At 65.5% G+C, this 15,033-nt stretch carries 14 protein-coding genes; 7 read left to right on the forward strand and 7 right to left on the reverse strand.

Annotated features, from left to right (window positions below):
- Positions 1–76: 76 nt before the first annotated feature.
- From B4F51_RS06020 to B4F51_RS06035, 4 genes are all read right to left on the reverse strand, one after another.
- A complete protein-coding gene (locus B4F51_RS06020) occupies positions 77–1,618 on the reverse strand; it encodes a methyl-accepting chemotaxis protein (RefSeq protein ID WP_296224180.1) in 1,542 nt (513 codons plus the stop codon).
- Between the two features lie 147 nt (positions 1,619–1,765).
- Positions 1,766–3,163, reverse strand: coding sequence for a PAS domain-containing protein (locus B4F51_RS06025; RefSeq protein ID WP_296224181.1), 1,398 nt, complete (start codon positions 3,161–3,163; stop codon positions 1,766–1,768).
- Positions 3,164–3,215: 52 nt separating this feature from the next.
- Entirely contained in the window at positions 3,216–4,241 is a 1,026-nt protein-coding gene (gene galE / locus B4F51_RS06030; RefSeq protein ID WP_296224182.1) for a UDP-glucose 4-epimerase GalE, read from the reverse strand.
- Positions 4,242–4,395: 154 nt separating this feature from the next.
- Positions 4,396–5,403 carry a tyrosine-type recombinase/integrase gene (locus B4F51_RS06035; protein WP_296224183.1) on the reverse strand — a complete coding sequence of 336 codons (1,008 nt, stop codon included), beginning with the start codon at positions 5,401–5,403 and terminating at the stop codon, positions 4,396–4,398.
- 84 nt (positions 5,404–5,487) lie between these two features.
- On the opposite strand from B4F51_RS06035, the gene B4F51_RS06040 reads away from it, so the two are divergent.
- The 6 genes from B4F51_RS06040 (at position 5,488) to B4F51_RS06065 (ending at position 11,292) form a co-directional block, all read left to right on the forward strand.
- Positions 5,488–5,658: a hypothetical protein gene (locus B4F51_RS06040; RefSeq protein WP_296224184.1), complete on the forward strand. Its 171-nt coding sequence runs from the start codon at positions 5,488–5,490 to the stop codon at positions 5,656–5,658.
- Positions 5,659–5,754: 96 nt separating this feature from the next.
- Entirely contained in the window at positions 5,755–7,800 is a 2,046-nt protein-coding gene (locus B4F51_RS06045; protein ID WP_296224185.1) for an NADPH-dependent 2,4-dienoyl-CoA reductase, read from the forward strand.
- A gap of 169 nt (positions 7,801–7,969) precedes the next feature.
- Positions 7,970–8,794: a trehalose-phosphatase gene (otsB, locus tag B4F51_RS06050; protein WP_296224186.1), complete on the forward strand. Its 825-nt coding sequence runs from the start codon at positions 7,970–7,972 to the stop codon at positions 8,792–8,794.
- Positions 8,791–10,221: an alpha,alpha-trehalose-phosphate synthase (UDP-forming) gene (gene otsA / locus B4F51_RS06055; protein ID WP_296224187.1), complete on the forward strand. Its 1,431-nt coding sequence runs from the start codon at positions 8,791–8,793 to the stop codon at positions 10,219–10,221. The genes otsB and otsA overlap by 4 nt, the downstream gene beginning before the upstream one ends.
- A gap of 28 nt (positions 10,222–10,249) precedes the next feature.
- Positions 10,250–10,720, forward strand: coding sequence for a MarR family winged helix-turn-helix transcriptional regulator (locus tag B4F51_RS06060; protein WP_414706689.1), 471 nt, complete (start codon positions 10,250–10,252; stop codon positions 10,718–10,720).
- 146 nt (positions 10,721–10,866) lie between these two features.
- Positions 10,867–11,292, forward strand: coding sequence for an organic hydroperoxide resistance protein (locus B4F51_RS06065; protein ID WP_296224189.1), 426 nt, complete (start codon positions 10,867–10,869; stop codon positions 11,290–11,292).
- A 57-nt stretch (positions 11,293–11,349) separates the two neighbouring features.
- Here B4F51_RS06065 and B4F51_RS06070 read toward each other — a convergent pair whose 3' ends face one another.
- From B4F51_RS06070 to B4F51_RS06080, 3 genes are all read right to left on the reverse strand, one after another.
- The gene (locus B4F51_RS06070; RefSeq protein WP_296224190.1) at positions 11,350–12,117 is read right to left on the reverse strand and encodes a Mut7-C RNAse domain-containing protein; all 768 of its coding nucleotides are present in this window, start codon (positions 12,115–12,117) and stop codon (positions 11,350–11,352) included.
- A gap of 120 nt (positions 12,118–12,237) precedes the next feature.
- A complete protein-coding gene (locus B4F51_RS06075; RefSeq protein ID WP_296224191.1) occupies positions 12,238–12,531 on the reverse strand; it encodes a hypothetical protein in 294 nt (97 codons plus the stop codon).
- A gap of 96 nt (positions 12,532–12,627) precedes the next feature.
- Entirely contained in the window at positions 12,628–13,572 is a 945-nt protein-coding gene (locus B4F51_RS06080) for a LysR family transcriptional regulator (protein WP_296224192.1), read from the reverse strand.
- A 312-nt stretch (positions 13,573–13,884) separates the two neighbouring features.
- On the opposite strand from B4F51_RS06080, the gene B4F51_RS06085 reads away from it, so the two are divergent.
- Positions 13,885–14,976, forward strand: coding sequence for an alpha/beta hydrolase (locus B4F51_RS06085; RefSeq protein ID WP_296224193.1), 1,092 nt, complete (start codon positions 13,885–13,887; stop codon positions 14,974–14,976).
- Positions 14,977–15,033 lie beyond the last annotated feature (57 nt).

The raw sequence follows: 15,033 nt of genomic DNA on the forward strand, positions 1-15,033 counted from the left end.
GTCCGCAAACCACACAGCACAAGGCCGGCAATATCGCCGGCCTTGTGCTTTCTGCATCGTATCTCGCGCGTTTTCGCTAGACCTGGAAGCGCCCCACCGCCGTGCGCAGCAATTGCGCCTGCTCTTCCAGCGAAAGTGCGGCCGCCGCTGCCTGCTCCACCAGCGCGGCATTCTGCTGCGTCACTTCGTCCATCTGGTTCACGGCCTGGTTGACCTGCTCGATGCCCGAGCTTTGCTCGTCGGATGCGGCCGAGATCTCACTCATGATGTCGGTCACGCGCTTGACGGCCGTCACCACTTCTTCAATCACCCCGCCCGCTTCCTGCACCAGCGCCGAGCCGTTCTGCACGCGTCCCACCGAATCGCCAATCAGCTCCTTGATCTCCTTGGCCGCCCCTGCCGAGCGCTGCGCCAGGCTGCGCACCTCGCCCGCCACCACGGCAAAGCCGCGCCCCTGCTCACCGGCTCGGGCGGCTTCCACGGCTGCATTCAGGGCCAGGATGTTGGTCTGGAACGCAATGCCCTCGATCACGCCGATGATGTCGGCAATCTTCTTGCTGCTTTCGTTGATACCCGACATGGTCTCGACCACGCGCCCAACCACTTCGCCGCCCTTGACGGCAATGTCCGAGGCGTTGACGGCCAGCGTGCTTGCCTGGCGCGCATTGTCGGCGTTCTGCTTCACGATCGACGTCAGCTCCTCCATGCTGGAGGCGGTCTCTTCCAGCGACGAGGCCTGCTGCTCGGTCCGCTGCGACAGGTCGGCATTGCCGGCTGCGATCTGCTTGGTGGCGCTGGCAATGGAGTCGGCCGAGTTCTTGATGTTGCCGATCGTCCCCGTCAATTCGCGCTGCATCTGCGCCATGGCGTAGAGCATGCTGTCGCGATCGCCCGAACGGGTCTGCACCGGCACAGCCAGATCACCGGCGGCGATGCGCGTGGCAATGTCGGCGGCATAGGCCGGCTCACCGCCCAACTGGCGCTGCACCCCACGGGTCACCGCGACCACCACCAGGGTCATCAGCAGGCCGACCCCCAGCAGCAGGCCCAGCGACTGCATCAGCGAGGTGTGGAACGCTGCTTCAACGTCGTCAATATACAAACCCGTTGTCATGGACCAGTCCCAGGGCTGGTAATACGACACGTAGGTCAATTTCGGCTCGGGCTTGTCGCTGCCAGGCTTGGGCCACAGGTAATGCACGAAGCCGCCACCGGCCTTGGCCGCGCGCGCGATGTCCACGAACAGGTGATTGCCCGCCGGATCGGTAGCGGCGGACATGTTCTTGCCCACCATCTCCGGCTTGAACGGATGCATGACCGAGACGGTATCGGAGGTCGAGAGCGAGAAATAACCGTCGGTCCCGTAGCGCATGTCCTTCAGGCGCGCGATGGATTGGGCCTTGGCCTCCTCGACGGTCATCTTGCCGTCTTGCGCAAGTTGCGCGTATTCCTTGATGACGCTGAACGCCGTCGCGCTCACATTCTGGAGATCGCGCTGCCGCTCCTCCATACGCACCGTGCGTGCGCTCCATGCACTCCACAACGTAATCACCAGCAAGCACAGCCAGCTCAGCACGAGCGGCAGCCACAGCTTCTGCCGAAGCGTGAGTCGGTTCATCTTCCCTTCCTCCAAACGTTTCTTTTGTCCGCGTGATGCTGGCGGCGCTCCCCGGCGCGATTGCACGCGCTCTATATGCGCTATCGGGCAGACAACAGGAAAACTTGAGCAGCGCGGGTGGCCAAGCACCCGCCTGAGGGGAAGACTTCAACGCAGGGCGTGGGGATTGATGCTGGGCAACGCGCCGCCAGCAGAGTGGGCGGGGGCAGGCTCGGCTGCCACCGACCCGTCGGGCGTAGTGTCCAGCGGCGACCACGATTCCCAAGGCGCCTCGCGCCGAAGCGGTTGGGGCTCGATCGCGGTTGATGCCATTTTTGCCAAGGCAGTATCTGCTGCGGCTACGACTGTGGACGCGCTCAGGGCCATTTCCACGTGCGATCCAGCCATGCGTGTGGCGTGGCCGCCAGCGTCGCGCAGCGCCACGCCGTGCGCGGCGATCCGGCGGTAGCCGCCGTCCTTGTGCCGCATGCGGAATTCCGCGGTGTAGGCCGCCGCGCTGCCGTCGACATGAGCCTGGATGCGATTGAGCACCAGCGGCAGGTCGTCCGGATGCACCAGGCGCAGGTATTCGCTCGTGCTCGGTCCGATCTCCTTGAGCGCGTAGCCGAGCATGCCGGCAAAGCGCGCAGAGAACTGTGCGCTGCGCGTGACCAGATCGAATTCCCACAAACCGACATCCGCGCCTTCGAGCAGGAGCCGATGACGCGCGACCAGCTCAGCCTCGCGCTGGCGATAGCTTTGTTCGAGGTCGTTGAGCGCCTGCATGGTTTCCTTGCGCCGACGGATTTCGCGCGCGGCAATCGCAGCGGAGGTGTCGCCAGCCGCGCGGTCGCGGTAGCCGAGCAGGAAACCGGCAAGCACCGTCGCCACCGCCCCGGCCACCAGCAACAATTGCAACCAAGCCGGCGCACTGCCGGTCCCAGTGGAAGACGGGCCCGCCAGCGAGACCGCATACGCCGCATTGAGCGTCAGCCCGATACCGAGCAACGCACTCACGAACAGGCTCACCACGGGCCGACGGACGGCCACACCCATGGCACCCGACTGCGCCGAGAACGCAAACTGCAACGCCGCCGCACAAGCCGCCGCCGACAGCACCATGACGATGCCAAGGAGCCCGGCGTCCTGCCAGGCCGCTGTGCCAAAGCTGGTCACGCCTGCCAGCAGCAAGACGGCCACGGGGCCGCTCGCGCTCAGCAATGCCCCCAGCAGGAGGGCGCGCACCGTGCCGGCCCGACCACCCAGCACGCACCACAGCGCGGCCACCGCCAGGCTCCAGCAGAACGAGGCGAATGTCATCACCAGCAGCACCGACACATCATGCAACGGCCAGTGCGCGACCAGCGGCAGCAGCGGCACGGTCCACAAGGCAATCGCAGAAAACAGCGCTGTCATCGTCAGCGGCAGGCGCGCACGCGCGGCGGCGGCGCTGCGCAAGTCGTCCAGCAGGCGCAGCAGCAGGCTGCCTGCGCCGCACGCCACGACAAACGGCAGCAACGCGCCAGCAAGCGTGCTGGTCAGGTGAGCGACAAACGCGTCATCCACTACGAAGCGTCTCCTGTTCTTGGAGTGTCAGGAAAAAGAAGAACGTCAGGCATCAGCCGCGCGTCTGAAAACCTTCTGGATTCATGCTTTGCCAGCGCCACGAGTCTTCGCACATGCGCTCGATGCCGTATTGCGCGCGCCAGCCCAGAAGCGATGCCGCAAGCGCCGGATCGGCATAGCAGGCCGCGATGTCACCCGGCCGGCGATCGACGATCTCGTAAGGGATCGGGCGGCCGCTGACACGCTTGTAGGCTTCCACGATTTCCAGCACCGAGTAGCCGCGCCCCGTGCCCAGGTTGACGGTGAAGCCGCGGCCGTCCCGACGCAGGGCATCGAGCGCCGAGAGGTGCCCGCGCGCGAGGTCCACCACGTGGATGTAGTCGCGCACGCCGGTGCCGTCCGGTGTGGGCCAGTCGCCGCCGTAGACCGAGAGCTTCTCGCGTTTGCCGATTGCCACCTGGGCCACGTACGGCATGAGGTTGTTGGGAATGCCGCGCGGGTCTTCGCCGATCAGGCCGCTGTGGTGCGCGCCGACCGGGTTGAAGTAGCGCAGGTAGGCAATCTGCCAGGCGGCATTGGAAATCTCCAGGTCGCGCAGCACCTGCTCGCCCATCAGCTTGGTCTGGCCGTACGGGTTGGTGGCCGACAGCGGAAACGCCTCGGTAATCGGCACCGTATGCGGGTTGCCATAGACGGTGGCCGACGAGCTGAACACGAACTGGCGCACGTTGGCATGCGCCATGGCCGCACACAGCGTCACCAGCCCGCCCATGTTGTTGTCGTAGTAGGCCAGCGGCTTCTGCACCGATTCGCCCACCGACTTGAGCGCCGCAAAATGGATGACGGCCGAGATGCGCGTGCTGGCAAAGAGATCGTCGAGCAGGCGACGGTCACGCACATCGCCCTGCACGAACTTGGGCGTCTTGGCGGTGATCTGCTCGATGCGCGCAAGCACGGCGGCGTTGCTGTTACACAGGTTATCCAGGCCAATGACCTGATAGCCCGCGTCCAGCAGTTCTACCCAGGTGTGCGAGGCGATATAGCCGGTGGCGCCGGTCAGCAAGATGGTTTCGGTCATTGGGTGCGAGGTATCGAGGAAGGCGGTGTTTGGCGTGCCGGTTCGAGCGCGGCATCGTGTTGCGCCGCGTCGCCCGGGTTTGCTGCGCGCGGAACAGCGCGATCATAGCAAAGCCCGGCAAGGGTTTGCGGGCAATCTTGTGCAAAAAACAGCGCTACAGGGCGACATCCGGCCGGGCGCCCGAGTGGGCATCCGGATGGGCGGCTGCCTGCCAGTCGGCATAGGCGGCGCGCAGGCGCCAGGCTGAGGTCGCGTCACGCAGGCCCAGCGCGTACCCCACTTCGGCGGGGGCGGCACCCGCGTCGAACAGCGCTGCCGCATACCCGTTGCGCAGCGTCTGCGGCGAGAGCCGTTCGCTGCGATGCATCAATGCCGGCAGCGCGGCCAGCCACGCCTCCACGCGCCGGTACAGCGATGCCGCATGCATGACGCGCCCGCCGGCGTCGGCCACGAAGACGCGCTCGCCCGGCACCTGGGCCTGGCCACGCACGGCCAGCCAGGCGGCCAGCGCAGGCCGCGCGGCTTCCAGCAACGGTGCCCGATATGACGAGCCGCGCGGTGGCTCGATGGTGATGGTCTCCAGCGCCTCGTCCACCTGGCGCAGCAGCAGCGACTGCACCTGTGCCACCTTCAGCCCTGCGCCATGGCACACCGCCACCAGTGCGCGATCGCGCGCGAGCTTGAAGGCGCTGGCATTGGCAGCGGCCTCGCTTGCGCGCACGCTCACCTCCAGCGAGGCCTCGATGGCGGCACGCTCGACGGCTGAAAGGAAGGTGGTCGGATCGTTCTCGCCCTCGGCCAGCTTCTGCTTGACGGCAACGCTGGCGGGATTGTGCATGCCGGTACGCAACAGCTCGATCTGATGAAAGACGCGCTCGATCAGGCGCGCGTACCGGTAGCGATGCAACTTGGTGAGGCCCGACTCGTCGAGGAAGGCAGCGATGTCGCCTGCGCTCCAGTCGGCCAGCGCGCGCTGGTGCGATTCGGCCCAGCGCAGCCATTTGCGCCACATTGCGCGGTACACGGTGGCGGACGATTCACGGTAACCGCGTGCGGCCAGCCAGTGCTCGAAGGCTTGCGCGGGCTGGTCAGCCCAGTCCTGAAGGCTGGGCTGAAAGAGGTCAGGCGCGGGCACGGCGGGCGGCGTAAAAACGGACGACATGCAGGAAAAACAGGGGCAGATGCGGGCCGGCGTGGGCATTTAGCGTATCCTGCCGAGCGTAACACGCCGTCATCGGATTGCATCATGAAGAAAACCGACCTCGAAAAGCTCAAAGGCCTCAAAATCGCCAACAACCTGAAGCGCGACGCCCAGCGCATCGGCAAGCCAGGTCAGGGCAGCAGCAAGCCAGTTCACAAGAACAAGCTGCTCACCGCGCTGCTCGGCAAACCGGCGCCCGAACAGGACAAGTCCTGACACGCACCCAGCAAAACTAGAACCCCGCCCTGTTGTTCCAACGGGTGTCGGGGTGCTACCGTCCGGCGCGTTCCCACGCCACATAATGTGCCGGCCATGACCACACCTTCCGCGCCCTACCCCCACCTGCTCAGCCCCCTCGACCTCGGCTTCACCACGCTCAAGAACCGCGTGCTGATGGGGTCGATGCATACCGGGCTGGAAGACGGCAACCACTTCGACCGCCTGGCCGCCTACTTTGCCGAGCGCGCCCGGGGCGACGTCGGCCTGATGGTCACGGGCGGCTTCGCGCCCAACATTGCCGGATGGACCAAGCCGTTTGCCGGGCGCCTGGCCACGCATGGTGCAGCGCGCCGTCACCGCGCCGTGACCGACGCCGTGCATCAGGAAGGCGGCAAGATCGCGCTGCAGATCCTGCACACCGGCCGCTATGGCTATCACCCGTTTGCCGTGGCGCCCGCCGCACTGCGCTCGCCCATCAGCCCGTTCACGCCGCGCGAGCTGTCCGCGCGAGGCATCGAGCGGCAGATCCGAGCCTTCGTGCGCTGCGCCCAACTGGCCCGCGAAGCCGGCTACGACGGCGTCGAGATCATGGGCTCCGAGGGCTACTTCATCAACCAGTTCCTCGTCACACATACCAACAAGCGCACCGACGACTGGGGCGGCAGCTATGCGAACCGCATGCGCCTGCCCGTGGAAATCGTCCAGCGCACGCGCGAGGCGGTCGGCCGCGATTTCATCATCATCTATCGCCTGTCGATGATCGACCTGATCCCGGACGGCAGCTCGTGGGAAGAAGTCGTGCAGCTTGCCAAGGCCGTGGAGCGCGCCGGCGCCACGATCATCAACACGGGCATCGGCTGGCACGAGGCGCGCATTCCCACCATTGCGACGAGCGTGCCGCGCGCGGCGTTTGCGTGGGTAACCAAGAAGATGAAGGGCGAGGTGGGTATTCCGCTGGTCACGTCCAACCGCATCAACACGCCGGAGGTGGCCGAGAGCGTGCTGGCCGATGGCTGCGCCGACATGGTGTCGATGGCACGCCCGCTGCTGGCCGACCCCGATTTCGTGCGCAAGGCCGCGACGAATCGCGCGCAGGACATCAACACCTGCATCGCCTGCAACCAGGCGTGCCTGGACCACGCATTCAAGGCCAAGATCGCAAGCTGCCTCGTCAACCCGCGTGCGTGTCACGAGACGGAACTCGTCATCCGCCAGACGCCAGCCCGCCGACGCTTTGCCGTGGTGGGCGCCGGCCCGGCAGGTTTGTCGGCGTCGATCACACTGGCCGAGCGCGGCCATGCAGTGGACCTGTTCGACTCGGCGCCGGAACTCGGCGGCCAGTTGAACATGGCCAAGACGATTCCGGGCAAGGAAGAGTTCCACGAGATGTTGCGCTACTTTACGCGCCGCGTGGAGTCCACCGGCGTAACGCTGCGCCTGGGTGCGCGCGTCGATGCGCAGCAACTGCTGGCGGGCAAGTACGACGAGGTCATCATCGCCACCGGCGTGTCGCCGCGCAATCCGAAGATCCCGGGACAGGATCATCCGAGCGTGCTGTCATACATCGACGTGCTGCGCCATCGCAAGCCGGTGGGCAAGCGCGTGGCGATTGTCGGTGCGGGCGGCATCGGCTTTGACGTGGCGGAGTTTCTGGCGCTGGACGGTCATTCGCCCACACTGGATCTGCAAACGTGGCGCACCGAATGGGGTGTCGGCGATCCGACACAGGTGCGCGGCGGTGTGGATGGCGTCCGCGCGCAACCCGAAGCGCCCGCACGCGAGATCACGCTCCTGCAGCGGCGAGCCGGCAAGCTGGGCGCAAGCCTGGGCAAGACCACCGGCTGGATCCACCGCACCAGCCTGAAAAACATGGGCGTGCGCATGGTGGGCGGCGTCAACTATGAGCGCATCGGCGATGAAGGCCTGCTGGTGAGCTACGGCGACAAGCGCGAAGCCGCCGAATGGCTGCCGGTCGATTCCATCGTGCTGTGCGCCGGGCAGGAACCGTTGCGCGAACTGGTCGAACCGCTGCAAGCCGGCGGCGCCAAGGTGCACGTGATCGGCGGCGCGGACGAAGCGCGTGAACTCGATGCCAAGCGCGCGATTGATCAGGGCACACGGCTGGCCGCATCGCTCTGACGCTGTGATGGTTAGGACGCGTGTGGTGTAAAGGATTTGCACCACTCGCCCGCTTTTTACAACGTCATCTCGCTTCAGGCCGGCCACGAATGGCGCAATGACAACGCCTGACGCAGGCGGCCCGGTTCTTGCGTGAACAGGCGCATCCCGCACATTCACATGAACCGGTTTGTCCAAGCGCGCTTCCCCTTCTCCTTCCGCCAACGCGGCACCCCTGCCCCACGTCGACCCTGCCCGCACGGCCTTCTTGCTGGATTTTGACGGCACGCTCGTCGACATCGCACCCCACCCCGATGCCGTGCAGGTATCGGCACCGCTGCGCGAAACGCTGGCAGCCCTGCACACTGCCAGCGGCGGCGCGCTGGCCGTCATCAGCGGGCGCACGGTGGACGACGTCGAATCGCGGCTCTCTTTGCCCGGCCTCGTGATCGCCGGCGTGCACGGCGCCGAACGCCGCTACGCCGACGGCAGCTTCGTCCGAACGGGGTCCGATGCCAACGCTCTCGCCGCGCTCGAACGTGAGCTGCGTGCCGAACTCGCACAACTTTGCAAACGGTCATCCGCGCAGTTCGCCAACGTGATGCTGGAGAACAAAGGCATCGCCTTCGCGCTGCATTACCGCCATGCGCCGGATGCCGAGAGCGCGGTGCTCGCGTTGGCCGACCGCCTCGCACGGCGCCATGCCGACCACGTGCGCCTGCAAGCCGGCAAGATGGTCGTCGAGCTCAAGCCGTGCGGCGCCAGCAAGGGCGACGTGGTGCACGCGCTGATGACCGAGCCTCCCTTCCTGGGCCGCAACGTGCTGTTCGCGGGCGACGACCTGACCGACGAGAGCGCGTTTTACGCCGTCAATGCACTGGGCGGCTGGTCGATCAAGGTAGGCACGGGTCCAAGCCAGGCGCGCTGGCGCGTGGACGATCCGGCGGCGCTGCGCGCCTGGCTCGCGGGACTGGTCTGGCTGACCGGGCATGGGCACAGGGGTGGCGACGCATGAGCCGGCTCATCGTGGTTTCCAATCGCGTTGCGCCCATCACCGAAGGCCAGGGCAGTGCGGGTGGCCTCGCCGTGGGCGTATTCGACGCGCTGCGCGAGACCGGCGGCATCTGGTTCGGCTGGAGCGGCGAGGTGCTCCCGCAGGCGCCCACCGCATCCACCGAGCCCGCCATCGTCGACAAGGGCAACATCACGTACGCCACGGTCGGCTTGAGCCGGCGCGACTATGACCAGTACTACCGCGGCTTCGCCAACGCGACGCTGTGGCCGGTGTTTCACTACCGCGTTGACCTCGCGCGCTTCCAGCGCCAGGAGTACCACGGCTACCGGCGCGTCAACGCACAGTTCGCGCATCAGCTCAAGGCGCTGGTGGAGCCCGACGACATCCTCTGGGTGCACGACTACCACCTGGTCCCGTTCGCTGCCGAATGCCGCGCGTTGGGCCTGACCAACCGCATCGGGTTCTTCCTGCACATTCCGTTTCCGACGCCGGAGATTCTGGCGACGATCCCTCCGCACGAAGACCTGATGCGCGCGCTGTGCGCGTACGACCTGGTCGGCTTCCAGACCGAAACCGACCGCATTGCCTTCTACGACTACATCGAGCGCGAAGCGCGCGGCTACATCGAGCACAAGGAGCAGAACGGCGCCGTGCACGCCTTTGGCCACACGCTGCGCGCCGAGGTCTACCCGATCGGCGTGCATCCGGACGAGATTGCGCAACTTGCGGTGTCGTCGCTGGCGCGGCGCAACCCGTTCGCGCGGCACAGCTGCGGTCAGCCCAAGCTCATCATGAGCGTGGACCGGCTGGACTATTCCAAGGGCCTACCCGAGCGCTTCCATGCGTTCGAACAATTGCTGGACGATTTTCCCGACCACCGCCGGCACGTGACCTTCATCCAGATCGCGCCGACCTCGCGCCAGGACGTGCAGAGCTACCAGCAGATCCGCCAGCGGCTGGAGTCGGAATCCGGCCGCATCAACGGCAAGCATTCGGAGCTGGACTGGACTCCCATCCGCTACATCAACAAGCAATACGAACGGCGCGTGCTGATGGCGCTGTTCCGCAGCGCGCACATCGGCTACGTGACACCGCTGCGCGATGGCATGAACCTGGTCGCCAAGGAATATGTCGCCGCGCAAGACCCGGAAGACCCCGGCGTGCTGGTGCTCTCGCGCTTTGCCGGTGCGGCGCGCGAACTGGACGCCGCACTCATCGTCAACCCGTACGACACGCGCGGCATGGCCGAGGCGCTGAACCGCGCATTGACGATGCCGCTGGAGGAACGCAAGGCGCGCTACGCCCACATGATGGATCGACTGCGCTCGGCCAATCTCACGGTCTGGCGCGAGCGCTTCGTGGCCGACCTGCGCAACTCGCCCGCACACTCAGCACGCGGCGTCACATCGGCTGTTACACAAAATTAGCTTGCTATTAGATAGCGCACTATCTAATATGCCGGGCATGGATGCACGCAAGACCGCTCTCTCGCACCCCAACCTGGCCCTGGATCAGCAACTGTGCTTTGCGCTGTACTCGACCATGATCGGGCTCAACAAGGTGTATCGGACACTGCTCAAGCCGCTGGGCCTGACGTATCCGCAATACCTTGTGATGCTGGTGCTATGGGAGCGCGACGCGCAGACCGTGTCAGAAATCGGCGATCGTTTGTTTCTCGATTCCGCCACCCTTACGCCCATGCTGAAGCGGCTGGAGACGGCAGGCCTGATCGAACGTCGGCGCTCGGAGGCGGATGAGCGGCAGGTGATCATCTCGCTGTCGGCCGCAGGCAGGCGCCTGGAAGATCGCGCCAAGGACATCCCGACCTGCCTGGGCGCTGCCATGGAATTTGCGCCTGGCGAGCTGGAGGCACTGCGAACGCAGTTGAATGACATACGCGGCAAGCTCTTCAAGCACGCGGCCTGAATTGAACACCCCGGCGGATGCCGCAACGCATCCGTTTTTTTGAATCCAATATATTGCACGCAATTTAATAGCAAGCGACTTTACTCTCAGTGCATCGGCCCCGACAGCCGCTGCATGTTTTCCCACCCTTCTCAAGGAGAACCGCCATGTCGATCGAAAACGTCCTCTACCGTGCTCAAGCCAACGTTACCGGTGGCCGTGACGGCCGCGCCATCACCAGCGATGGCCGACTGGATCTGCGTCTGGCCACGCCCCGTGAACTCGGCGGTGCGGGCGGCGAAGGCACCAACCCTGAACAGTTGTTTGCGGCCGGCTACAGCGCTTGCTTCATCGGCGCGATGAAGTTCGTGGCCGCACGCGACAAGCTGCGCATGCCCGCAGATGCCAGCGTGCAAGGCAGCGTGGGCATTGGCGGTATCCCGAACGGCTTCGGTATTGAGGTGGACCTGGCGATCAGCCTGCCGGGCATGGACCGCGCCGAAGCGCAAACGCTGATCGAGCGCGCCCATATCGTCTGCCCATACTCGAACGCCACGCGCGGCAACATCGACGTGCGCCTGAGCCTGGTCTGAGCGATTGCACGTTGAACAAGACCCCGTCCGCAGTGATGTGCGGCGGGTTTTTTGCGTTCAAGCGCCCGCGCAGCCACTGCGCAGGATGCGCTCGACGGCCTCGGGTGCCTCGTCGGCCGGGGGCATGAACATGCCAGCCAGCACGGTGTTCATGCGCGCCCAATGCGAACCCGGCCAGTAGATGCGTCGGCAGACGTCGCACGTGCTGAACAGGTGCTGCCGCTCGCGCACGCGCGGCGGCACGCTGCCGGCGGCCTCTTCCGCGCTCAGTAGGCGCAGCGGCGCGTTGCATTTCAGGCAGCGCGAGAACGGCCGTGCCGCATTGGCCAGCCGGTAGCGCGCGACGATCTCGCGCATCTGCGCCCCGGGTTCCTGCGCGCGGATGAACGCGCCACGACGGATGCCGCGCCGCTTGAGCAATTCACGGTCGCGCGAGAGCACGATCCAGTCTTCGTCCAGGGCCAGCACTTCGATGGCGGCGTCGGCGTAATTGTTGTCGTAGGCGGTATCAAAGCCGGCCATGCGCAGCAGGCGCGCGGTAGCGCCCAGATGTGCGTCGCACAGGAAGTGCAGCGGTGCGTCCGGCAATGTGGGCTCCACCCCGGAGACGGCAACGTGGCCGCGTGTCGGCAGCATGGCCTCCAGCGCCTCGGCACGGCCGTCCAGCATCACCCGCCCCACCTCGGTATGCGGCACGCCGAGTGTCTCGATGGCATGCTTGAAGGTGGCGCCTTGTGCCCACGTGCGCGCGGCAGTCCGCCCGCGCAAGGCGGGCGGCAGAAGCGGCGTCAGGCTGGCATCGAATGTGAAAGCGACGGTCTGCATGCCTGCCACGATACTCCTAAGGGCCTGTCGGCACCTAAGTCAGCGCGGAAATGAAAAAGCGGCGTGGCTTCAAAAAACCACGCCGCAAACAAGGGAGGAGGAAAAAAACTGCTGGACAGCTTAAGCGCGCGATGCAGAGCTGTCCTTCGGATAGCTCGTATCGCCGTTCCACGAGAGGTAGCCGTAGGTGTCGGCTTGGCGATCCGTGCCTTGCGTGTATGGGTCGAACTTGGCGGCAGCGCCCTGGGTGTAGGGGTCGAAGTGGCCAGCCTGCGTGGCGGACGGGGCGTCGAAATTGGGCTGGACCGAAGCGGCGGCCGGCTGGGCCGACAGCAGTGCGGCGGAAGCCGATACGGTGGCCACCATGGCCAGAACGGCGCGGCGGGAGAAAGCGGAGAAGAGGCGGGAGTTCATGATCTGTTCCTTGTTCGTTGCGCTCGTTGTTGCGCTTGGAGGGCAGAATAGATCGTTGCTCCCGTCTGATAAATGCGACTTTGCAGAAATAACTGTTCAGGCGGCGCTAACAATCTGCAGCCGCGGATTTTCCTTGAGCTGCAGGCACGGATGGTCGGCAAACAGCGTCGCCACCCAGTCCACAAACACCCGCACCTTGGGCGACAGGTGTCGGTTGTGCGGATACACCACCGACACAGGCACCGGCTCGGAAATATGATCCGGCAGCACTTCCACCAGCGCGCCCGACATCAGGTGCTCGTACACCAGGAAGCGCGAGGTCTGCAGCAGCCCCAGGCCATGCAGGCCGCATGCCACTGCCGATTCGGCATCATTGACGGACACCATGCCGCGCACCTTGTGGATCTGCTTCTGCCCATCGATCACGAAATCCCAGTCCATGCGGCGGCCGTTGCGCGCAGAGAAGTAATTCACCGCCGTGTGGTCCTGCAGGTCTTCCAACGTCTTGGGCGTGCCGCAGCGCGCAAGGTATTCCGGCGACGCGCAATTGACCATCGATAGTTGGCCGATGCGGCGCGCGACGAGGCTGGAGTCCTGCAACTCGCCACCGCGCACGGCGCAATCCACACCCTCCTGCACGAGATCGACGGTGCGATCGCTCATGCCGATCTCCAACTGAAGATCGGGGTACGCCTCGTGAAAATCGCGAATGCGCGGCACAAGCAACCGTTTGCCAATCGACGCAGGCACGTCGATGCGCAAGGTGCCACGTGCGCCCGATGCGCTTTGCGAGAACGCAGCCTCGGTCTCTTCCAGATCGCCGAGCAGACGCACACAGCGCTCGTAGTACGCAGCGCCATCGGCGGTGACATTCACGCGGCGCGTGGTCCGGTGCAGCAGGCGCACGCCGAGGTGCGCCTCAAGGCTTTGCACCAGGTTCGTCACCGTGGCGCGGGGTAACTGAAGGCTGTCGGCAGCCTTGGTGAAACTGCTGGCCTCCACGACACGCGTGAAAACCTGCATGGCCTGCAATCGATCCATCTGCGGCTCCTGAGGGTCGGACTCCACGGAGCGTGCGCACTGCCGAGATCAAAACGGCAATGCGTACAACCAGTGGAGTCTGAAGGGGTGCACCCGGTTGGCGCGATCAGGAAGGCGGCGACTACGGGTTTTCGCAGTGCAACAAGATCGGCCTCGAGCAATGACACTTTGTAGCACAACCGTAAATTTTGATTGTTCGGCTGCAACTAATAGTGATGTCTGATTATAGGCATTTATCCGCGTTCGTCTAATCACCATCATTCAGCCCATCGATATCCGGGTTATCCGCAAAGGTAAGCCCCGCCTGACATCATGGGTTCTTCTCCTCCGCGCCTCGTTGTTTCGGATCGTTCGCTCACCAGCGATGCGGCACAGGCCGCTGTTCGTCCAGCACGACCGTACGCCACGCCCGCCGCCACAAATGTTGCACTGAATAACAATTTGCGCGGTGCAGCATCAACGCTGCCTGAGCAAGCTTCCGCGTGCAAGGAAACGGCCGGCGCGGTGCCACTGCCGCGCGACGTCACAACCGAAGACTATTGGACGCAGGGTTACGCCAGCCGCATCCGCCTGCGTGTGTTCCGCCCTGAAATGCACGCCGACGATGCCGCCGCGCCGCTGCGCCGCCCCGGCGTGCTGTACCTGCACGGCGGTGGTTTCGTGCGCGGCTCGATTGACGATGCCGATGCGCCGGCGCGCCTCCTTGCCGCCACCTTGCCGGCGGTGGTGGTCACGGTTGGCTACTCGCTGGCGCCGGCTGCGCCCTTCCCTGCCGCGCCGGAAGATGTGTACGCCGCGCTGTGCTGCATGGCCGACCATGCCGAGGCATGGGGCATCGACCGTCGCCGCATCGCGGTGGCCGGACATGACGCAGGCGGCAACCTGTCTGCCGCGCTGTCGATGATTGCGCGCGACCGTGGCGGCCCGAACCTGCGCGCGCAGGTCCTGATCGCGCCGATGCTCGATCCGACCATGGCCCGCGTACGCCCAGACCACCTGGCCGATGCCGACAACTCGGCCGAAGTCTGCGCCGATTGCTATCGCCAGTACTTGCCCCGGCCGACGGAGCGCGTGCACCCCTACGCCGCGCCGGTGGAATCGCGCCGCCTGCAGGGCCTGCCCCCCGCCCTGCTGCTCACCGCGCCGCAAGACCTGCTGCGCACCGAAGCCGAGCGCTATGCCGCGTGCCTGATTGAGGCGGGCGTCGTCACGCAGGTCGTGCGCGTGAACGAGGCCTGCCATGACTCGATTGCCATGAGCGCAGTGGCGCAAGACGAGATGACGTGCTTCCTGCGCTGGCACCTCGGGATGACGCGGCAGGCAGCAGCACCCCGCAAACGCCGTCCACGTGCGGACCGGAAGGACCGCACCTCCATTGACCCGACCGGGGAGACGCCTGGCTGAACCCATACAACAAGAAACGGAGTGCGAGGCCGCCCGCGTATTTCTACGCTGCGGCCA

The organism is Ralstonia sp. UBA689 (assembly GCF_002298975.1).
In the GTDB taxonomy this organism is placed as follows: Bacteria; Pseudomonadota; Gammaproteobacteria; order Burkholderiales; family Burkholderiaceae; genus Ralstonia.

Coding starts and splice junctions, on each gene's coding strand:
- B4F51_RS06020 (WP_296224180.1), bottom strand. CDS start 1,618: ATGAACCGACTCACGCTTCGGCAGAAGCTGTGGCTGCCGCTCGTGCTG.
- galE (WP_296224182.1), bottom strand. CDS start 4,241: ATGACCGAAACCATCTTGCTGACCGGCGCCACCGGCTATATCGCCTCG.
- B4F51_RS06035 (WP_296224183.1), bottom strand. CDS start 5,403: ATGTCGTCCGTTTTTACGCCGCCCGCCGTGCCCGCGCCTGACCTCTTT.
- B4F51_RS06040 (WP_296224184.1), top strand. CDS start 5,488: ATGAAGAAAACCGACCTCGAAAAGCTCAAAGGCCTCAAAATCGCCAAC.
- B4F51_RS06045 (WP_296224185.1), top strand. CDS start 5,755: ATGACCACACCTTCCGCGCCCTACCCCCACCTGCTCAGCCCCCTCGAC.
- otsA (WP_296224187.1), top strand. CDS start 8,791: ATGAGCCGGCTCATCGTGGTTTCCAATCGCGTTGCGCCCATCACCGAA.
- B4F51_RS06060 (WP_414706689.1), top strand. CDS start 10,250: ATGCCGGGCATGGATGCACGCAAGACCGCTCTCTCGCACCCCAACCTG.
- B4F51_RS06065 (WP_296224189.1), top strand. CDS start 10,867: ATGTCGATCGAAAACGTCCTCTACCGTGCTCAAGCCAACGTTACCGGT.
- B4F51_RS06070 (WP_296224190.1), bottom strand. CDS start 12,117: ATGCAGACCGTCGCTTTCACATTCGATGCCAGCCTGACGCCGCTTCTG.
- B4F51_RS06075 (WP_296224191.1), bottom strand. CDS start 12,531: ATGAACTCCCGCCTCTTCTCCGCTTTCTCCCGCCGCGCCGTTCTGGCC.
- B4F51_RS06080 (WP_296224192.1), bottom strand. CDS start 13,572: ATGGATCGATTGCAGGCCATGCAGGTTTTCACGCGTGTCGTGGAGGCC.
- B4F51_RS06085 (WP_296224193.1), top strand. CDS start 13,885: ATGGGTTCTTCTCCTCCGCGCCTCGTTGTTTCGGATCGTTCGCTCACC.